The sequence below is a fragment of the Bradyrhizobium sp. 45 genome (assembly GCF_023073155.1).
Classification (GTDB): Bacteria; Pseudomonadota; Alphaproteobacteria; order Rhizobiales; family Xanthobacteraceae; genus Bradyrhizobium; species Bradyrhizobium canariense_D.
Genome location: NZ_JADPIX010000049.1, coordinates 157336 through 176684, shown reverse-complemented (window position 1 = coordinate 176684; position 19349 = coordinate 157336). Strand labels below are relative to the sequence as shown.

13 protein-coding genes are annotated in these 19349 nt (G+C 64.4%); 6 read left to right on the top strand and 7 right to left on the bottom strand.

What is annotated here, in order from left to right:
* Positions 1 to 186: 186 nt before the first annotated feature.
* From IVB42_RS07320 to IVB42_RS07310, 3 genes are all read left to right on the top strand, one after another.
* A complete protein-coding gene (locus IVB42_RS07320; protein ID WP_018455961.1) occupies positions 187 to 1053 on the top strand; it encodes a 3-keto-5-aminohexanoate cleavage protein in 867 nt (288 codons plus the stop codon).
* A 113-nt stretch (positions 1054 to 1166) separates the two neighbouring features.
* The gene (locus IVB42_RS07315) at positions 1167 to 2783 is read left to right on the top strand and encodes a carboxyl transferase domain-containing protein (protein WP_247469932.1); all 1617 of its coding nucleotides are present in this window, start codon (positions 1167 to 1169) and stop codon (positions 2781 to 2783) included.
* Positions 2780 to 4753, top strand: a complete 1974-nt coding sequence (locus tag IVB42_RS07310; protein ID WP_018455963.1) for an acetyl-CoA carboxylase biotin carboxylase subunit — start codon at positions 2780 to 2782, stop codon at positions 4751 to 4753. The genes IVB42_RS07315 and IVB42_RS07310 overlap by 4 nt, the downstream gene beginning before the upstream one ends.
* 50 nt (positions 4754 to 4803) lie before the next feature.
* On the opposite strand, the gene IVB42_RS07305 is transcribed toward IVB42_RS07310, so the two are convergent.
* From IVB42_RS07305 to IVB42_RS07275, 7 genes are all read right to left on the bottom strand, one after another.
* Positions 4804 to 5790: a dipeptide ABC transporter ATP-binding protein gene (locus tag IVB42_RS07305; protein WP_018455964.1), complete on the bottom strand. Its 987-nt coding sequence runs from the start codon at positions 5788 to 5790 to the stop codon at positions 4804 to 4806.
* Positions 5787 to 6794 carry an ABC transporter ATP-binding protein gene (locus IVB42_RS07300; protein WP_018455965.1) on the bottom strand — a complete coding sequence of 336 codons (1008 nt, stop codon included), beginning with the start codon at positions 6792 to 6794 and terminating at the stop codon, positions 5787 to 5789. Before IVB42_RS07300 ends, IVB42_RS07305 begins: the two co-directional genes overlap by 4 nt.
* Positions 6794 to 7687 (bottom strand): ABC transporter permease, encoded by an 894-nt coding sequence (locus tag IVB42_RS07295; RefSeq protein WP_018455966.1) that lies wholly within the window; start codon positions 7685 to 7687, stop codon positions 6794 to 6796. The genes IVB42_RS07300 and IVB42_RS07295 overlap by 1 nt, the downstream gene beginning before the upstream one ends.
* Before the next feature lie 9 nt (positions 7688 to 7696).
* Complete coding sequence (locus IVB42_RS07290; RefSeq protein WP_018455967.1) at positions 7697 to 8644, bottom strand: ABC transporter permease; 948 nt, start codon at positions 8642 to 8644, stop codon at positions 7697 to 7699.
* 35 nt (positions 8645 to 8679) lie between these two features.
* On the bottom strand, positions 8680 to 10278 hold the full coding sequence (locus IVB42_RS07285) for an ABC transporter substrate-binding protein (protein ID WP_085361917.1): 1599 nt from the start codon (positions 10276 to 10278) through the stop codon (positions 8680 to 8682).
* Between the two features lie 172 nt (positions 10279 to 10450).
* Positions 10451 to 12001 carry an AMP-binding protein gene (locus IVB42_RS07280; protein ID WP_247295941.1) on the bottom strand — a complete coding sequence of 517 codons (1551 nt, stop codon included), beginning with the start codon at positions 11999 to 12001 and terminating at the stop codon, positions 10451 to 10453.
* 18 nt (positions 12002 to 12019) lie between these two features.
* Positions 12020 to 13174 carry an iron-containing alcohol dehydrogenase gene (locus tag IVB42_RS07275; protein ID WP_018455970.1) on the bottom strand — a complete coding sequence of 385 codons (1155 nt, stop codon included), beginning with the start codon at positions 13172 to 13174 and terminating at the stop codon, positions 12020 to 12022.
* Positions 13175 to 13453: 279 nt separating this feature from the next.
* Here IVB42_RS07275 and IVB42_RS07270 point away from each other — a divergent pair, with 279 nt between their 5' ends.
* The 3 genes from IVB42_RS07270 (at position 13454) to IVB42_RS07260 (ending at position 19320) form a co-directional block, all read left to right on the top strand.
* Positions 13454 to 14659 carry an efflux RND transporter periplasmic adaptor subunit gene (locus IVB42_RS07270; protein WP_018455971.1) on the top strand — a complete coding sequence of 402 codons (1206 nt, stop codon included), beginning with the start codon at positions 13454 to 13456 and terminating at the stop codon, positions 14657 to 14659.
* The gene (locus IVB42_RS07265; protein ID WP_018455972.1) at positions 14656 to 17820 is read left to right on the top strand and encodes a multidrug efflux RND transporter permease subunit; all 3165 of its coding nucleotides are present in this window, start codon (positions 14656 to 14658) and stop codon (positions 17818 to 17820) included. Before IVB42_RS07270 ends, IVB42_RS07265 begins: the two co-directional genes overlap by 4 nt.
* Positions 17821 to 18126: 306 nt before the next feature.
* Positions 18127 to 19320 (top strand): ABC transporter substrate-binding protein, encoded by a 1194-nt coding sequence (locus IVB42_RS07260; protein WP_026233063.1) that lies wholly within the window; start codon positions 18127 to 18129, stop codon positions 19318 to 19320.
* Positions 19321 to 19349: the final 29 nt, after the last annotated feature.

The following is a 19349-nucleotide window of genomic DNA, read 5'->3' as shown; positions in this document are numbered from 1 at the left end:
GGTGGGCAAAGCGAAAGCGTGCCCACCATCTTCGCGAGGTATTGAGAGATGGTGGGAAGGGCGCAAGAGCGCCTTTGCCCACCCTACGGTTTATCGCCTTTTTCCAGCTTCTCCGCGCAAGAAGCCGCCTGCCGCCCATCACATGATCGCAAACGTTGAATTATCAACGTGCGAGACATTCAAGGCATGAGCGACAAGGCCGTCATCACCTGCGCGCTGAACGGCGTGCTCACCGACCCGAAGCAGCACAACGTGCCTGTCACGCCCGAGCAGATGGCGCGCGAGGCCAAGGCTGCGTTCGATGCCGGCGCGTCCATCATGCACATCCATCTGCGTCAGCAGGCGCCGGACAAGGGGCATCTGCCGTCCTGGGAGGTCAGCGTCAGCAAGGAGATCCAGCAGGCGATTCGCGAAGCCTGCCCTGGCGTGATCATCAATCACACCTCCGGCGTCTCCGGGCCGAACTACAACGGTGCGCTGGATTGTATCCGCGAGACCAGGCCGGAGATCGCGGCCTGCAATGCCGGCTCGCTAAATTACCTGAAGGTGAAGGCCGACAACAGCTGGGCCTGGCCGCCGATGATGTTCGACAATGCGGTCGAGAAGGTGAAGGACTATCTCGACGTCATGAACGCGGTCGGTACCATCCCCGAATTCGAATGTTTTGACGTCGGCATCGTCCGCTGCGTCGGCATGTACCGCCAGGTCGGCATGTACAAGGGCCCGCTCGAGTATAACTTTGTGATGGGCGTCGCCTCCGGCATGCCGTCGGATCCCGATCTGCTGCCGATCCTGATCAAGCTGAAGCGTCCCGAGGCGCAATTTCAGGTCACCGCGATAGGCCGCGAAGAAATCTGGCCGCTGCACCAGCGCTGTGCGGAGCTCGGCGGTCATCTGCGCACCGGTCTCGAAGATGCCTTCTATCTCGCCGACGGCAAGAAGGTAACGTCGAACGGCCAGCTGATCGACGCCATCGCCGCCTGCGCCCGCCGTGCCGGCCGCGAGATCGCGAGCCCGGCGGAAGCGCGAAAGATTTTTGGGACGAATAGGTAAATTATCGCCTCAACCGTCATTGCGAGCGAAGCGAAGCAATCCAGAATCTTTCCATGGATGCGCCTGGATTGCTTCGTCGCTTTGCTCCTCGCAATGACGAGCAGGATTGAGTTATGTCCATTCTCGAAAACACGATTTCTCCCGGCAGTGCCGCCTATCGCGCCAACCGCGACGGCATGCTTGGCCTGATCGACCGCATGCGCGCGCTGGAAGAGCGCACGCGTGCGGCATCAGCCGCGGCGAAAGACCGCTTCCACAAGCGCGGCCAGCTGTTGCCGCGCGAGCGCGTCGCGCTGGTGCTCGATCCCGGCGCGCCCTTCATCGAGCTGTCCACGCTCGCCGGCTACATGTTCGACGTATCTGATCCGGACAAGAGCGTCCCCGGCGGCGGCGTCATCGCCGGCATCGGTTTCGTCTCGGGCATCCGTTGCATGGTCAGCGCCAACGATTCCGGCATCGATGCCGGCGCGCTTCAGCCCTACGGCCTCGACAAGACGATACGCGTGCAGGAGCTCGCGCTGGAGAACAAGCTGCCTTACGTCCAGCTGGTCGAAAGCGCCGGCGCCAATCTCCTGCGCTACCGCGTCGAAGACTTTGTCCGCGGCGGCAACATCTTCCGCAATCTCGCGCGACTCTCCGCAGCGGGCCTGCCCGTCGTGACCGTAACCCATGGCTCCTCGACCGCCGGCGGCGCCTATCAGACCGGCCTGTCCGACTACATCGTCATGGTCCGTGGCCGCACCCGCGCCTTCCTCGCCGGGCCGCCGCTGCTGAAGGCCGCCACCGGCGAGATCGCGACCGAAGAGGAGCTTGGCGGCGCCGAGATGCACACGCAGGTGTCGGGACTTGGCGACTACCTCGCCGAGGATGACCGCGACGCCCTGCGCATCGCGCGCGAGATCACGGCGGCGCTGGAATGGGAACGGCCGGGCAGGGCGAGCGCGGAATATAAGCCGCCGCGCTACGATCAAGACGAACTGCTCGGCATTATGCCGATGGACCACAAGCGCTCCGTGGACATGAAGCAGGTGATCGCACGTATCGTCGATGATTCCGACTTCACCGAGATGGCGCCGAACTACGGCCCGGCCACCGTCTGCGGCCATGCCCGCATCGAGGGCCAGACCATCGGCATCATCACCAACAACGGTCCGCTCGATCCGGCCGGTGCCAACAAGGCGACGCATTTCATCCAGGCGTGCTGCCAAACCCGAACGCCGCTGCTCTATCTGAACAACACCACCGGCTACATGGTCGGCAAAGCTTACGAAGAAGCCGGCATGATCAAGCATGGCTCCAAGATGATCCAGGCGGTGACGTCGGCGACAGTGCCGCAGATCACCATCTATTGCGGCGCCTCGTTCGGCGCCGGCAATTACGGCATGTGCGGGCGCGGCTTCCATCCGCGCTTCTGCTTCTCCTGGCCCAACGCCAAGACTGCCGTGATGGGCGGTGAGCAGGCCGCCGAGACCATGGCGATCGTCACCGAAGCCGCAGCCGCGCGTCGCGGCAAGCCGGTCGAAAAAGAAAAGCTCGATGGCATGAAGGCGCAGATCGTCGGCGTGTTCGACGGCCAGATGGACGTGTTCTCGACCAGCGCGCGCGTGCTCGACGACGGCGTGATCGATCCGCGCGACACCCGCGCGGTGCTGTCCGAAGTGCTCGCGATCTGTCGTGAAGGTGACGCGCGGAGCCCACAGCGCATGCAATTCTCGGTGGCCCGCCCATGAGGAACGGATCAGTGCAGCACCGGCCGTTCTTCAAGGTCCTGATCGCCAATCGCGGCGAGATCGCACTGCGGGTGATGCGCAGCGCGCGGAAGCTCGGCCTCGGCGTCGTCGCGGTCTATTCGGATGCGGATAGGGATGCGCTTCATGTGCAACAGGCCGACCAGGCCGTGCGAGTCGGCGAAGCGCTGCCGGCGCAGTCCTATCTCAACATCGCCGCGATCATAGCGGCCGCAAAGGCCAGCGGCGCGGATGCCGTTCATCCCGGCTATGGCTTCCTCGCCGAGAACGAGGAGTTTGCGCAAGCCTGCAAGGATGCCGGCCTCGTCTTCATCGGCCCGTCGCCGCAGGCGATCGAGACAATGGGCAACAAGGCCGGTGCCAAGGAGATCATGAAAAAGGCCGGCGTGCCCGTCGTGCCCGGCTATCAGGGCGCCGATCAGGGCGATGAAGTCATGCTCGCGGAGGCGAGAGAGATCGGCTTTCCCGTGATGATCAAGGCGGTCGCCGGCGGCGGTGGACGCGGGATGCGGCTCGTTGCGGATGCCAATTCGTTCCCCGAGGCACTGCGTAGCGCGCGGTCCGAGGCGAAGGCGGCGTTTGGCGATCCCACGGTGATCCTCGAACGCGCCATCCAGAATCCCCGTCACATCGAAATTCAGGTGTTCGGCGACAGCCATGGCAACGCCATCCATCTTGGCGAGCGCGACTGCTCGGTGCAGCGGCGGCACCAGAAACTAATCGAGGAGGCGCCGTCGACCGCAGTCACGCCCGACCTGCGTGCGAAGATGGGCGAGGTCGCGGTCGCCGCGGTGAAGGCGTTGCGTTACGAGGGCGCCGGCACGCTCGAATTTCTGCTCGATGCGAGCGGCGGATTCTACTTCATGGAGATGAATACGCGTCTCCAGGTCGAGCATCCCGTCACCGAGGCCATCACCGGGCTCGATCTCGTCGAATTGCAGCTGCGCGTCGCGCGCGGCGAGTCGCTGCCGCTCAAGCAGCAGGACATTCGCTTCACAGGCCACGCCATCGAGGTGCGGCTGTGCTCGGAGGACGCCGCGCAGGATTTCATGCCGCAGTCCGGGCGCATGGCGCGCTGGCAGGTGCCGGATGGCATCCGCGTCGAACATGCGCTGCAATCGGGCTCCGAGATTCCGCCGTTCTACGATTCCATGATCGCGAAGGTGATCGGCCATGGCGCGACCCGCGAGGAGGCGAGGGGGCGGCTGATCGTCGGCCTGGAGCAACTGACCGGATTTGGTGTGACTACCAATCAGACTTTCCTGATGTCATGCCTGCGTCATCCCGGCTTCGCCAAAGGCGAGGCGACCACGGCGTTCATTGGTGCCCATCGCGACGAGCTGCTGGCGCCGCGCGCGGACGCCGCATTCGACATGGCCTTGGCCGGCCTGCTGCTCTACGTCACGAACCCCCAGGCACCGTCGTGGCGCCGCGGACGGAGCCTCGCGGCAACGTTCCCGCTGCCGGCGAAAATCGAGATCGCAGGCCAGGCGCTTGAGCTAGAAGTCTGGCGCGAGCGCGATGGCAGCTACATTGTTGCCAGGGACGGCCGGCAAGACAAGTTCGAGATCGACCAACTCGATCTCGACGTGATTCGCTTCCGCCATGACGGCGTGATGGACAGTGCCAAATTCCTGCGCGACGGCGACCGGCTCCACCTCCAGCGCCGCGGCATCCCGCTCGCGGCGACCGATCTCACCCTCGCCGCGCCGAAGGCGGCCGCAAGCAACGGAGACGGCAAGGTTCGCGCTGCCATGAACGGCCGCGTCGTTGCCGTCCTGGTCAAGCCGGGCGACCGCGTCACTGCCGGCCAGCCGGTGATGACGCTGGAAGCGATGAAGATGGAGCATGTCCACAAGGCCGGCATCGACGGCGTCGTCGCCGCGATCGACGTCGCCGAGGGCGAGCAGGTGACAACGGGCCGGATCGTGGCGGAGATCGGGGCTGAGTAGGGCGGCAAGCTCAACTCGTCGCCCCGGCGAAGGCCGGGACGACAGCGGAGCTACTGGCTCCGCCCCGTTCCGCCATTGAGCAAGCACGCCACCTGGTGCCCGTCCCCCGCGTCCACCAACGCCGGTCGTTCCGTCCTGCATCGCTCCATCGCATACCGGCAGCGGGTGTGAAACGCACAGCCCGGCGGCGGATTGACCGGGCTTGGCACGTCGCCGTCGACCAGCGGCACGAGCTTTTTGGCGAGCGGGTTGGCGACCGGTACCGAGGCGAGCAGGGCCTGCGTGTAGGGATGGCGCGGATTGCGGAACAGCTCGTCCTTGTCCGCGATCTCGACGATGCGGCCGAGATACATCACGGCGACGCGGTGACTGATATGGGCGACCACGGCGAGGTCATGCGCGATGAAGAGGTAGGAGAAGCCGTGCTGCCGTTGCAGATCGATCAGGAGATTGATCACCTGCGCCTGGATCGAGACATCGAGCGCGGAGACCGGCTCGTCGCAGACGATCAGGCGGGGCCCGAGCGCCAGCGCGCGGGCGATGCAGATGCGCTGGCGCTGGCCGCCGGAGAATTGATGCGGGAAGTTGCGCATCTGGTCGGGCCGCAAGCCAACCTGCTCGAACAGCTGTGCGGTACGTGCCTCCAGCGCTTTGCCGGTCGCGAGCCCGTGCACGAACAGCGGCTCGCCCACGATGTCTCCGGCAGTCATGCGCGGGTTGAGCGAGGCGAAAGGATCCTGGAATACGATCTGCATCGAACGACGGTGTGGCCGCAGCGCGGACTTGGAGAGATGCGTGATGTCCTCGCCTTCGAGGCGAATCTGGCCCGAGGTCGGCTCGACCAGCCGCAGCACGCTGCGCGCCACCGTCGACTTGCCGCAGCCGGATTCGCCGACAAGGCCCAGCGTCTCCCCGACCCCAACCGAAAACGAGACGCCGTCGACCGCATGCACTGTGCCGATTTGTCGGCGCAACACGCCGGCGCGCACCGGATAGTGCTTCTTGAGTTCGGTGACTTCGAGCAGTGCGTCGGTCATGCCACCTCCGCCACTTCGGCTGCGCGCCAGCAGGCCGCGAGATGGCCGCCGCCCCAATCGATGAGCGGCGGATATTCGGCCTCGCAGCGCTTGATCGCGAGCTTGCAGCGTGGCGCGAACGCGCAACCTTTGGGCAGCCCCACCAGCGACGGCACGGTGCCGGGAATTTCGTTCAACCGTGCCGGCGCGGCAACGCCGGGCGCCGGCACCGCCGGGATCGATGCCATCAATCCGCGCGTGTAGGGGTGCTTTGGCGCGGCGAACAGCGCCTCGACGCTCGCTTCCTCGACCTTGCGTCCCGCATACATCACGATGACGCGTTGCGCGGTCTGCGCGACGACGCCGAGATCATGCGTGATCAGCACGAGCCCGGTGCCGAGCTCTTTCTGAAGGTCTAGGATCAGCGCCAGAATCTGCGCCTGGATGGTGACGTCGAGCGCGGTCGTGGGCTCGTCCGCGATCAGCAGCACCGGCCGGCACGCCAGCGCCATCGCGATCATGGCGCGCTGGCGCATGCCGCCGGACAGCTGATGCGGATATTCCCGCGCGCGCCGAGCCGGCTCGGGGATGCGCACCAGGCGCAGCATCTCGATTGCGATGCCCCGGGCCTCTTTGCTCGACATGTTCCGGTGCAGCCGCACGGTCTCGACGATCTGGTCGCCGATCCGCATCACCGGATTGAGCGAGGTCATCGGCTCCTGGAAGATCATCGAGATGCGGTTGCCCCTGACGGCACGCATCTCTGCTTCGTCCAGCGTCAGAAGGTCGGTGCCTTCGAGCGTGACGGAGCCGCCGACGATGCGGCCGGGTGGATCCGGCACCAGCCGCATCAGCGATAGTGCAGTGACGCTCTTGCCGCAGCCGGATTCGCCGACGATCGCCAGCGTCTCGCCGCGCTTCACCGTGAAGGAAACATCATCGACGGCCTTGAACAGACCGGAGTTGGTGAAGAACACCGTCTTCAGGTTCTTCACCTCGATCACGAGATCGGAGTTCTCAGCCATCAGCCGCGCTGCCGGGGATCGAGGATGTCGCGCAAGGCGTCACCGAACAGATTGGCGCCGAACACCGCGAGGCTGATGGCGATGCCCGGGAAGATCACCAGCCATGGCGCCGTGCGGACATATTCGGCGGCGGATTCAGAGAGCATGCGCCCCCACGACGGGTACGGCTCGGGAATGCCGAGGCCGAGGAAGGAGAGCGAGGCTTCCGTGAGGATAGTCGAGCCGAGCTGGGCCGTCGCAAGCACGATCAGCGGCGCCAGCGTATTCGGCAGCACGTGACGGAGCGCAATGCGTACCTCGCTCATGCCGATCGACTTGGCGGCCTCGATGAATGGCAGCTCGCGCAGCGCCAGCGTGTTGGCGCGGATGACGCGCGAGACGGTCGGGATCAGCGGAATGGCGATCGCAATGATGACGTTCGGCAAGGACGGCCCAAGCGCCGCGGTCATGATCAGGGCCAGCACCAGCAGCGGCAGCGCCTGGAGGACATCGGAGACGCGCTGGAACACGAGATCGACCCAGCCGGAGAGATAGCCGGAGGTGAGGCCGACGATCACGCCGATGCTGCCGCCGAGCGCCGTCGAGCCGATGCCGACCGCGAGCGAGATCCGCGCGCCATGAATGATGCGGCTGAAGACATCGCGGCCGAAGGAATCCGTGCCCATCCAGTGTGCCAGGCTTGGACGCGCCAGTGCCCGAGCGGCATCGATCGTCAGCGGATCGTAACGCGCGATGAAGTCGGCGAAGATCGCGGTGAACACGAACAGGGTCATGATGACGAGCCCGGCCGCGCCCAGCACATGCCGCTGCGCCAAAAACAGCACGCGCCGCCAGCCGACGGTCGCGTGCGCCCCGGCGCGCCTCAGTTCAACGTCATAGTCGATCGCAGCCAACAGGTTCTCCTAATCCGTGTACCGGATACGCGGGTCGAACACCGCGTACAGCATGTCCACGATGAAATTCGCGCTCACCACGACGATGGCAATCAGCATCACCAGGTTCTGCACGATCGGATAATCGCGCCAGCGAATCGCCTCGACCAGGAAGCGCGCGACGCCGGGGATGTTGAACACCGTCTCCGTCACGATGAGGCCGCCGATCAGGAACGCCGCTTCGATGCCAATCACGGTGATGACGGGCAGAATCGCATTCTTCAGCGCATGCTGATAGTTCACAGCGGCGTCCGATGCGCCCTTGGCACGCGCGGTGCGGATATAGTCCTGCCGCAGCACCTCCAGCATCGAGGATCGCGTGATGCGCATGGTCAGTGCCGCGCTGCGGAAGCCGACGGCTGCGGCGGGCACGGCATAGGTCGCAAACGCTTCCAGCCAAGTCGCTGGATTCGGGTTGAAGATCGGCATCTGGTTGAACATCGCCACCGAGGCGGTGAGGATGAGCAGGCCAAGCCAGAACGAAGGCAGCGACAATCCGCTGAGGCTCACCACACGCAATGCGTAGTCGAGCCTCGTTCCCTGCTTCACCGCGCTGATCACGCCAAGGGGGATGCCGATCGAGGTCGAGAACAACAGCGCCAGGCCCGCGAGCCGTGCGGTGATCGGGATCCGTGGCAGGATCTCCTGGAGCGCCGGCTTCTCGGAGACGTAGGAGTAGCCAAAATCGCCGCGCAGGAAGCCGCTGATCCAGTGCCAATATTGCACCACCAGCGGCTGGTCGATGCCGAGCTCCTTCTCCAGATTGGCCTTGTCGGCGGGGTCCACATAGCCCGCGGCGGCGAACAGGATGTCGACGATATTCCCGGGGACGATGCGCAGCAGGAAGAAGATGACGATCGAGATCCCGAACAGGGTCAGGAGCATCAGCAACAGGCGCCGCACCAGATAGGCAAACATGCATCGCCTCCCGTCGAACCCGTCAGCCGCCCGCGCTACTTGTCCATCCAGACGTCCTCGTAGCGATAGCCATTGTAGGAGCTGTTCGACATCACCGTCACGCCCTTGACGTAAGGTTGCCAGCAGCTGCCGGTACGTGCGTGGAAGATGATCGGGCGGGCGACGTCCTCCTGCAGCTTCTTGTCGATGTCCCACACCAGCTTCTTGCGCTTGTTAATGTCGGTCTCCTGGGACTGCACGTCGAACAGCTTTTCGATCTCCTTGTTGCAGTAATTGGTGTAGTTGCGCTCGGAGCCGCAGGAATAGTTCTCGTAGAAGGACTGGTCGGGGTCGTCGACGGCATTGCCGGTCAAATTGAGCCCGAGCATGTAATCCTTCCGCGCGATCTTCGGGAACCAGTTTGCGGTCTCGACCACGTCGAGCTCGCCGTCGATATAGATACTCTTGAGCTGATCGATCAGAATCACCGCAGGATCGCGGTAGACCGGAATGTTGCGGGTCGAGACCTTGACGGCGAGATGCTTATCCGGCCCATAGCCGGCCTTCTGCATCAGCTTTTTCGCTTCCTCACGGTTGGCGTTGATGTCGGGGCCGTAGCCCGGAATGGTCTCGAGCATCTCCTTCGGCATCCCCCACAGCCCATTCGGCGGCGGCAGCAGGGTGCCGCCGATGTCACCCTGGCCCTCGAACAAGATCGAGATGAAGGCCTTTCGGTCGAGCGACAGCGCCATGGCGCGACGGATGTCGATATTGTCGAACGGCGGCGCGGACGAATTGACGATGATGTTGGTGGCGACATTGTTGGGCTCGACCACGCAGACCGCGTTCGGCGCCTGCGATTTGACGTCCTTGAGCAGCGGGATGCTCACCTCGGTCGGGAAGGTCATGTCGAACTTGCCGGCGACGAACGCGAGGATCGCGGTGGAGCGGTTCGGGATGATGGTGAACTCGATGCCGTCGAGATAGGGCCGGCCCTTGCGCCAATAGTCGGGATTGCGGGTCAGCTTGATCGATTCATTGGCCTTGAACTCGACGAACTTGAACGGCCCGGTGCCGATCGGGTGCGTGCGCATGTCGCCGGGCGAGACGTGGCAGGGATAGACCGGCGTGTAGCCCGAGGCGAGCAGCGCCAGCAGCGAAGGCTGTGGCCGCTTCAGATTGAAGGAGACCTCGAGATCGCCGTTGGTGGAGACGTCGTTGACCTGTTCGTACCAGCTCTTGCGCGGGTTCTGCCGGAACTTCTGCTGCGACTTGCCCATCAGCATGTCGAAGGTGCATTTGACGTCCGCCGAGGTGAACGGCTTGCCGTCGTGCCACTTCACGCCCTGGCGTAGCTTGAAGGTCAGCGTCTTGTTGTCGTTGACCCAGGCCCAGCTCTCGGCGAGCTCGGGCACGATGGTGTCCATGCTGTTCTGCGCCACGTCCTGCTTGTAGATGACGAGGTTGTTGAACACCGGCATGAAGGGAACGTTGAGCGAGTAGGTCGCGCCTTCGTGGATCGAGGCATTGCCGGGACTGTCGCGGTGGTACATCCGCAAAATGCCGCCCTGCTTGGGCTCGCTGGCGAGTGCAACGCTCGAAAACGCAAGCAAAGATAGCGCCGCCGTCGCGGCGAGCGCCCGTACGCTCCGCATCCTCGTCCTCCCTGGACATCGGCCTTTTGCGGCCTGTTTGTCCCGACGATAGCGGCGCGTGCGCGGTGAGGCAACCGTCAAGGTCCGCTACTCTCTCGGCAATTCGGACGACGGAAGGCCGCAGGGGTGTCTCTCACGATGAGAGGGAAGTTTCTCCGGCGACAGCGGCCCTTCACACAATCCTTGACGCCTTGTTCCCCCAATACCGGTCCCGCAGCAGCCGCTTGTACAGCTTCCCCGTCGGCAGCCGCGGCAACTCCTTCTCGAAATCGACCGAGCGCGGCACCTTTTGCCGCGACAGCGACGCCCCGCAGAACGCGATCAGCTCCTCGGCGAGCGCCTCGCCCGGCACGGCCCCGGGCATCGGCTGCACCACCGCCTTCACCTCTTCGCCGAGATCGGAATTGGGCACGCCGAACACCGCGGCGTCCGCAACCTTCGGATGGGTGATCAACAGATTCTCGCACTCCTGCGGATAAATGTTCACGCCGCCGGAGATGATCATGAAGGTCGCGCGGTCCGTTAGATAAAGGAAACGATCCTCGTCGACATAGCCGACGTCGCCGACCGTGCTCATGCTGCCGTCGGCCGAGCGCGCTTCCCTGGTCTTCTCCGGGTCGTTGAAATATTCGAATGGCGAGGCCGTCTTGAACCAGACCTGACCCGGCGTGCCGGTCGGGCATGGCTTCATGTTTTCGTCGAGAATGTGGAGATCGCCGAGCAGGACCTTGCCGACGGTGCCGCGATGGGCGAGCCATTCCGCGCTGTCGCAGGCGGTGAAGCCAAGGCCTTCGGTCGCGCCGTAGTACTCGTGGATGATCGGTCCCCACCATTTGATCATGTCGTCCTTGACCAGGGCGGGGCAGGGCGCGGCGGCATGGATCGCGATCTCGAGCGACGACAGGTCGTAGCGCGTGCGCACCTCCTCCGGCAGCTTGAGCATGCGCGAGAACATCGTCGGCACCAACTGGGTGTGAGTGATACCCCACCGCTCGACGAGCTGGAGGTAACGCTCGGGATCGAAATTCTCCATGATGATCGCGGTGCCGCCCATGCGGATCGTGAGGTTCACGGCGGCCTGCGGCGCCGAATGATAGAGCGGCGCCGGCGACAGGTAGATCATGCCCTCGCGGTAGTGCCAAAGCTTTGTCAGGAAATCGAACAACGGCAGATTGTGTTTCGGCGGCTCCTCCGGAAGCGGCCGCAGAATCCCTTTTGGCCGTCCCGTCGTGCCCGATGAATACAGCATGGCGGTGCCGAGCCATTCATCCGGGATCGGCGTCTTCGGCAGGTCGGCGGTTACCTCAGTGAGGCCGACGATGCGCTCGCTCTCGCCCGGGCCGTCGGCGACGATGCACAGCTTGATGTCGGGGCAGACCTTGATCGCCTCGCGGGCGATATCGAGCTTCGCAACCGACGTGATCAGGATTTTCGACTGGCTGTTGACCAGGAGATAGGCGAACTCGCCCGGCGTCAGGAACGAGTTGATGCAGGTGTAGTAGAGGCCGGAGCGCTCGCCCGCGCCGCAGGCTTCGAGGTAGCGGGAATTGTTCTCCATGAAGATCGAGTAGTGGTCGAGCCGCTTCAGGCCATACTTGCGGAACAGGTGCGCCAGCCGATTGCTGCGCGCATCGAGCTCGCGATAGGTGACGGCCTCGCCGGTCGTCGCCATGATGAAGGCGGGCTGGAGTGGGCGCAGGCGGGCATGCTGACCTGGGTACATCAGTCCTCCGGCTTTGGATCATGCGGCAAGAAGCAGGATTTCGCGCACTTGAGCGGGGCTGTCGATCTTGCGCGGGTTGCGCGGGATCCAGTTCGTGCGCATCGCAGCGTCCGCGATGGCGTCGAAATGCTCCGGCGAGACGCGCACATCGGCGAGGCTGCGCGGCATGCCGAGCGAGCGGATGAAGGCATCGAGCACATCGGCTGCCGCGTGGCCGGGAAAGCCCATTGCGGCCGCGACGATCATCTGGCGCTCGGCATTGTCGCGCGCATTCCAGCGCATCACGGCCGGCAGCATGACGCAGGAGGTGTAGCCATGCGGTACGTCGAAGGCTGCGCCCAGCACGTAACCGATGCCGTGGCTCGCGCCCATCGGCACGCCAGCGGCGAGCGCGCCCATCGACAGCCAGGTGCCGATCTGCGCATCCATTCGCGCGTCGAGGTCAGCAGGGTCAGCCTTCACCCGTGGCAGCGCGTCGGCGAGCATGGCGAGGCCCTTCACCGATTGCGCGTCGGCATAGGGGTGCGTCTCGCGCGAGCAGATCGCCTCGACGCAATGATCGATGGCGCGGATGCCGGTCGAGAGGAATAGCCATTCCGGCGTGTGCACGGTGATGGCGGGATCGAGGATGGTCGCGCGCGGAACGCTGAGCGGATGCCGTAGCATCTGTTTCACATGGGCGGTGCGGTCGGTGACGCCTGCGATCGAGCTGAACTCGCCGCCGGCGATCGTGGTCGGCACGCTGATCTGACGCACGGTCGGCGCCGTCATCTCGGGCGCGACGCCCTTGTGCACGCGGATACGCTCGATGCCGTCGACATCGTCGATGCCGTTGGCGAGGCAGAGCTGCACCGCCTTGGCGCCGTCGGTGATCGAGCCGCCGCCCACGGTGACGATCAGGTCGGCGCCCGCTTCGCGCGCCGCATTGGTGGCGGCGATCACCGCCTCGCGCGGGGTGTGCGCCGGCATGGCATCGAAGACGCCCGCGCAATTTGTGCCCAGGGCTTGTTTGATCTTGGCGATTTCGTCGGTCTGCCGGTTGAGCGTGCCCGAGACCATCAGGAAGGCGCGGCGCGTCCCCAGCCGGTCCATCTGGGCGACCACGGCCTCGGCCGCGGGGTGGCCGAACACGACTTCCTCGATCGCGCCGTAAACGACACGTCCCTGGTGCACGCCTGTCCTCCCCGGACAATTCGTCTTGTTTTATGAGGAGCAATCTAGCCGAGCCGGCTCCGCCCGTCATGTGCGAAGACGCTAACGCACTCTCCGCTTGCTCTCCCGGCTTACGGGGAGAGGCCAACAAGCCCTGTCAACCCGTCATCCGGCCAGGGCATTCCTCCGAGCATTGCCTGCGCTTTGGTCTTGAAGAGTTCATCATTGCCACCCATCTTGTGGCGCCCGCGGGTACAGGCGTACCCTGCTTTTTCCGCGGCTTTGATGCGAGGACCTGGGATGACTGGACCGGACGGAAGCGAGCAATTTGTCAAAACGCACGATTTCGTTTCGCCTCGGCCTTACGCCATCGTCGGCCTTCTCGCCGCGGCGTTCGTGCTCACCGGTTGCGGCCAGCCGGCCTCGCAAGCGAGCGCTCCCCCGCCGGCGCCGGTAACCGTCGCCCAACCGGTCAAGCGCACCGTCACCGATTGGGACGAGTTCACCGGCCGCTTCGAGGCGATGGAGGAGGTGCAGGTCCGCCCGCGCGTCGGCGGGTTCGTCAACTCTGTCGAATTCCAGGATGGCGCCATCGTGCGTCAGGGCGATCTGCTCTACGTCATCGACCCACGTCCGTTCGAGGCGGTGGCCACGCAGGCCGAGGGGCAGCTTTCCGATGCCCGTGCCAAGGTGGAGCTTGCAAAGCGGGAGCTCGATCGCGGTTTGAGCCTGGTGCAGACCAGCGCCGTCTCCGAGCAGGTGGTCGATCAGCGCCGTCAGGCCTTGCAGGCTGCGCACGCTGCCGAAACACAGGCCGAGGGTGCGCTCAAAGTCGCCAAGCTCAATATCGAATTCACGCATGTGACGGCGCCGCTGACCGGCCGCGTCAGCCGCCACCTTGTCAGCCCTGGCAATCTCGTGCAGGGCAGCGATACCGGAACGTCGACGCTGCTCACCTCGATCGTGACGCTCGACCCGATCTATATCTATTTCGACATGGATGAGGCGACCTTCATCAAATACAGCAAGCTGTGGTTCGAAGGCCGCCGCCCGAGTTCGCGCGATACGGCGAACCCGGTGCAGGTGACGCTCGCCGGCGAGACGAAACCATCCCGTGAAGGCAGCATCAATTTCCTCGACAACCGCCTCGATGTCTCCACCGGCACGCTGCGCAGCCGCGCCGTGGTCAAGAACACCGATCTTTCGATCCTGCCCGGTCAGTTCGGGCGTATCAGACTGATCGGCAGCGCGCCCTATGAAGCGCTGCTGATCCCCGACGTTGCGGTCGCAACTGACCAGTCCCGCAAGATCGTGTTCGTGGTCAAGCCGGACGACACCGTCGAGGCGCGTCCCGTGACGCTCGGACCGCTCGACGAGGGCCTGCGCGTGATCCGCGAGGGATTGAAGGCGGACGACCGCGTCATCGTCAACGGCATCCAGCGCGCCCGCGTCGGTGCCAAGGTCGCACCGCAGACGGCACCAGCGCCCGCCGGTGGCAAATCATGAATCTTGGCCGTCTCTCCATCAACCAGCCCATCCTGGCGATGGTGCTGTCGATCGTGCTGCTGATCGTCGGCGCGCTGGCCTATACCACGCTGCCGGTCTCCGAATATCCGCAAGTGGTGCCGCCGACCGTCGTCGTCACCACGCAATATCCCGGCGCCTCCGCGCAGACCGTGTCCGACACGGTTGCCGCACCCATCGAGCAGGAGATCAACGGCGTCGAGGACATGCTGTATCTCTACAGCCAGGCGACCTCGAACGGCCAGCTCACCATCACCGTCACTTTCAAGCTCGGCACCGATCTCGACAAAGCCCAGGTGCTGGTGCAGAACCGCGTTGCGATCGCGCAGCCGCGTTTGCCTGAAGAGGTTCAGCGCAACGGCGTCACCACGCGCAAGAACTCGCCCGACATCCTGATGGTCGTGTTCATGCTGTCGCCCGACGACACGTTCGACCAGCTCTACATCTCCAACTATGCGCTGCTCCAGGTCCGCGATCAGCTGCTGCGGATCGACGGCGTCGGCGACATCCAGATCTTCGGCGCGCGCGATTATTCGATGCGGCTATGGCTCGATCCTGACCGGATCGCCAATCTCGGCCTGACCGCAACCGAGGTGCTCGCCGCGATCCGCGCGCAGAACGTGCAGATCGCGGGCGGCCAGATCGCCGAACCGCCGATCGCCGACCGCGCCTTCCAGCCGAACCTCACCTTCACCGGGCGATTGAAAGACCAGAAGCAGTTCGAGGACATCCTGATCAAGGCCGGCTCCGACGGCCGCACGGTGCGCCTGCGCGACGTCGCCCGTATCGAGCTTGGTGCTCTCGCCTACTCCACCAACAGCTTCCTGCTGCGCAAATCGGCGGTCGCCATGCTGGTGACGCAGCGGCCGGGATCGAACGCGCTCGCGACCGCGAAGAACATTTCGGACACCATGACGAAGCTGAAGGAGACCTTTCCGAAAGGCCTCGACTTCAATATCGGCTACAACCCGACCGAGTTCATCGCGCAGTCCGTCCACGAGCTGATCAAGACCATCTACGAGGCCATGTTGCTCGTGGTCGTCGTCGTGCTGGTGTTCCTGCAGGGATGGCGTCCCGCGATCATTCCGATCATCGCGATTCCGGTTTCGCTGGTCGGCACCTTCGCGGTGATGGCGGCGCTCGGCTTCTCGATCAACAATCTCACGCTGTTCGGGCTCGTTCTCGCCGTCGGTATCGTGGTCGACGACGCCATCGTGGTGGTCGAGAATGTCGAGCGGCATCTCGAGCATGGCATGAGCCGGCGCGATGCCGCGCTGAAGACCATGGAGGAGGTCGGCGGCGCATTGGTGTCGATCGCGCTGGTGCTGTGCGCGGTGTTCGTCCCGACCGCATTTCTGGGCGGAATTTCGGGTCAGTTCTTCCAGCAATTCGCCGTCACCATTGCGGTCGCGACCGCAATCTCCTGCTTCTGCTCGTTGACGCTATCGCCGGCGCTGGCCTCGCTTCTCCTCGTCCCCCACGAGGAGAAACGGCCGCCCGCGCGCTGGAATCTTGTTGCACGCGGCTGGAACGCTTTCACTGGCGTGTTTAACCGCGTGTTCGACCGTCTCGCGCATGGCTACGCCGGCCTCGCCAATTTCGTGATCCGGCATTCGGCGGTGATGATCCTGATCTACGTCGTGCTGATCGGCAGCGCCGGCTGGCTGATCGCCACCACGTCGCAAGGCTTTATTCCGGCGCAGGACCGCGGCTACGTCATCATCTCCGTGCAATTGCCGGGCGCCGCTTCGCTGGCGCGCACCACCGAGGTCGTGCGCGAGATCGAGCGGATCGCGCTGGATACGCCGGGTATCATCCGCGTGGCCGCTTTCGCCGGCTTCTCCGGCGCGACGCGGACGCAGGCCGGCAACGCGGCGGCGCTCTTCCCAGTGTTCGACGAGCCCGAGGCGCGGATCAAGAAAGGATTGTCTGCGAACGCCATCACGGTCGAGCTGCGCAAACGCTTGGCCGCGATTCAGGGTGCCTTCATCATCGTGATTCCGCCGCCGGCCGTGCCCGGCATCGGCACCGGTGGCGGCTTCACCATCCGCATCCAGGACCGCCAGGGCCGTGGGCCGGAGATGCTCGCCGCGGCTACTGACGAGCTTGTCGCCGCGGCGCGCAAATCGCCCTCGCTGCTCGCTCCCTCCGTGTTCTCGCCGTTCTCGGCCAATACGCCGCAGCTCTTCGTCGACATCGACCGCACCAAGGCGCAGAAGCTCGGCGTTCCCATCGCCGGCATCAACGACACGATCCAGACCTATTTCGGATCGACTTATGTCAACGACTTCAACCTGTTCGGCCGCACCTACCACGTCACCGCGCAGGCCGACTTCCCGTTCCGGAAAGAGCCGAGCGATCTCTCGCGGTTGCGCACGCGCAACGCCTCCGGCGACATGGTGATGCTCGGCAGCGTGGTCGAGTTCAAGGACGTTTCCGGCCCTGACCGCGTCGCGCGCTACAATCTCTACGCGGCCTCCGAGCTGCAGGGCGAGCCGGCGCCGGGCACCAGCTCGACCACCGCGCTCAACGCGATCAAGAAGCTCGCCGACGACACCCTCCCGAGTGGCTTCAGCTTCGAGTGGACCGATCTGTCCTACCAGCAGATCACGGGCGGCAATGCGGGTCTCTACGTATTCCCGATCTGCGTGCTGTTCGTCTATCTGGTGCTTGCCGCGCAATACGGCAGCTGGACCCTGCCGTTCGCGGTGATCCTGATCGTGCCGATGTGCCTGTTGGCGGCCACCATCGGCGTGCGCATCATGGGGCAGGACGTCAACATCCTCACCCAGATCGGTTTCGTCGTGCTGGTGGGGCTGGCGGCAAAGAACGCGATCCTGATCGTCGAGTTCGCGCGCGACATCGAGAAAGAAGGCAAGCCGCGGCTGGAGGCCGTGATCGACGCCTGCCGCCTGCGCCTGCGGCCGATCCTGATGACGTCCTTCGCCTTCATCCTCGGCGTCTTGCCGCTGGTGATCTCGTCCGGCTCGGGCTCGGAGATGCGGCAAGCCGTCGGCGTCGCCGTGTTCTTCGGCATGATCGGTGTCACCCTGTTTGGGCTTCTGTTCACGCCGATCTTCTATGTGGTGGTGCGGAACCTGGCCGAGGGGAAGAACGAGGGGAAGCCGAAGGCGGTGGGCTGATAAGTATCAAATGGCGCGCCACCGACCCTTCAATATTCACGCTGTCGTCCCGGCGAAGGCCGGGACCCATAACCCTCGAACGTGGTTTAGTGAAGATTCGTCGTTCGGTACTCCTACCGACCGCAACCGAGGGATTCCGCGGTATGGGTCCCGGCCCCCGTGCGCAATTGCGTACTAGGCCGGGACGACGCCGTTTGCTTGGCACGCCCTTCATACTAACGACCAACATGCAATGGATGGGCACCGCCGGGGTTCTTCACTAGTATCCGCGCGATTTCAAAACAGAAAACTGCTGGGAGCTAACAGATGAAATCAGCACTTTTGGCCGCTGTCGCAATTTCGGCTTTGCTGCTGGCCGCGCCGGCCTCTGCGCAAGGCGTCAAGATCGGCATCCTCAACGACCAGTCCGGCGTCTACGCCGATTACGGCGGCAAATGGTCGGTCGAGGCCGCCCGGATGGCGATCGAGGATTTCGGCGGCGAGGTGCTGGGCCAGAAGGTGGAGCTCGTCACCGCCGACCACCAGAACAAGCCGGATCTCGCGACCTCGATCGCGCGCCGCTGGTACGATGTCGAGAACGTCGACATGATCACGGAGCTGACGACCTCATCGGTCGCGCTCGCGATCCACGAGCTTTCCAAGGAAAAGAAGAAGATCGACATCGTCGTCGGCGCTGCGACCTCGCGCCTCACCGGCGATGCCTGCCAGCCCTATGGCTTCCACTGGGCTTATGACACCCGCGCGCTCGGTGTCGGCACCGGCGGCTCGCTGACCAAGGCCGGCGGCGACAGCTGGTTCTTCCTCACCGCGGACTACGCCTTCGGCTACGCGCTGGAGAAGGACACCAGCGAGATCGTCACCGCCAATGGCGGCAAGGTGCTCGGTTCGGTGCGCGTGCCGCTCAACTCCTCGGACTTCTCCTCCTTCCTGCTCCAGGCGCAGAGCTCGAAGGCGAAGATCGTCGGCCTTGCCAATGCCGGCCTCGACACCACCAATTCGATCAAGCAGGCGTCCGAGTTCGGCATCGTCTCCGGTGGCCAGAAGCTCGCGGGCCTCTTGATGACGCTCGCCGAAGTGAACGGCCTCGGCTTGCAGGCCGCGCAAGGCCTGGTGCTGACCGAGGGCTATTACTGGGACATCAACGACCGCACGCGCCATCTCGGCGAACGCTTTCTCAAGCGCACCGGCCGGATGCCGAACATGATCCAGGCCGGCACCTATTCGGCGACGCTGAGCTATCTCAAGGCGGTCAAGGCCGCCGGGTCCAAGGATCCGGATGCGGTCGCCAAGAAGCTGAAGGAGCTGCCGGTCGACGACGACTTCGCGCAAGGCGGCAAGGTGCTCGAGAACGGCCGCATGGTCCACGACATGTATCTGTTCGAGGTCAAGAAGCCCGCGGAATCGAAGAAGCCCTGGGACTATTACAAGCAGCTCGCGGTCGTTCCCGGCGAGAAGGCGTTCTTCACTGCCAAGGAGAGCGGCTGCCCGCTGACGAAGTGAGGATCTCTATGTCGTCCTGGCGAAAGCCA

Excerpts from the sequence above, each read along its gene's own strand:
- IVB42_RS07320 (WP_018455961.1), top strand. The coding sequence starts at position 187 with ATGAGCGACAAGGCCGTCATCACCTGCGCGCTGAACGGCGTGCTCACC.
- IVB42_RS07315 (WP_247469932.1), top strand. The coding sequence starts at position 1,167 with ATGTCCATTCTCGAAAACACGATTTCTCCCGGCAGTGCCGCCTATCGC.
- IVB42_RS07310 (WP_018455963.1), top strand. The coding sequence starts at position 2,780 with ATGAGGAACGGATCAGTGCAGCACCGGCCGTTCTTCAAGGTCCTGATC.
- IVB42_RS07305 (WP_018455964.1), bottom strand. The coding sequence starts at position 5,790 with ATGACCGACGCACTGCTCGAAGTCACCGAACTCAAGAAGCACTATCCG.
- IVB42_RS07300 (WP_018455965.1), bottom strand. The coding sequence starts at position 6,794 with ATGGCTGAGAACTCCGATCTCGTGATCGAGGTGAAGAACCTGAAGACG.
- IVB42_RS07290 (WP_018455967.1), bottom strand. The coding sequence starts at position 8,644 with ATGTTTGCCTATCTGGTGCGGCGCCTGTTGCTGATGCTCCTGACCCTG.
- IVB42_RS07285 (WP_085361917.1), bottom strand. The coding sequence starts at position 10,278 with ATGCGGAGCGTACGGGCGCTCGCCGCGACGGCGGCGCTATCTTTGCTT.
- IVB42_RS07280 (WP_247295941.1), bottom strand. The coding sequence starts at position 12,001 with ATGTACCCAGGTCAGCATGCCCGCCTGCGCCCACTCCAGCCCGCCTTC.
- IVB42_RS07270 (WP_018455971.1), top strand. The coding sequence starts at position 13,454 with ATGACTGGACCGGACGGAAGCGAGCAATTTGTCAAAACGCACGATTTC.
- IVB42_RS07265 (WP_018455972.1), top strand. The coding sequence starts at position 14,656 with ATGAATCTTGGCCGTCTCTCCATCAACCAGCCCATCCTGGCGATGGTG.
- IVB42_RS07260 (WP_026233063.1), top strand. The coding sequence starts at position 18,127 with ATGAAATCAGCACTTTTGGCCGCTGTCGCAATTTCGGCTTTGCTGCTG.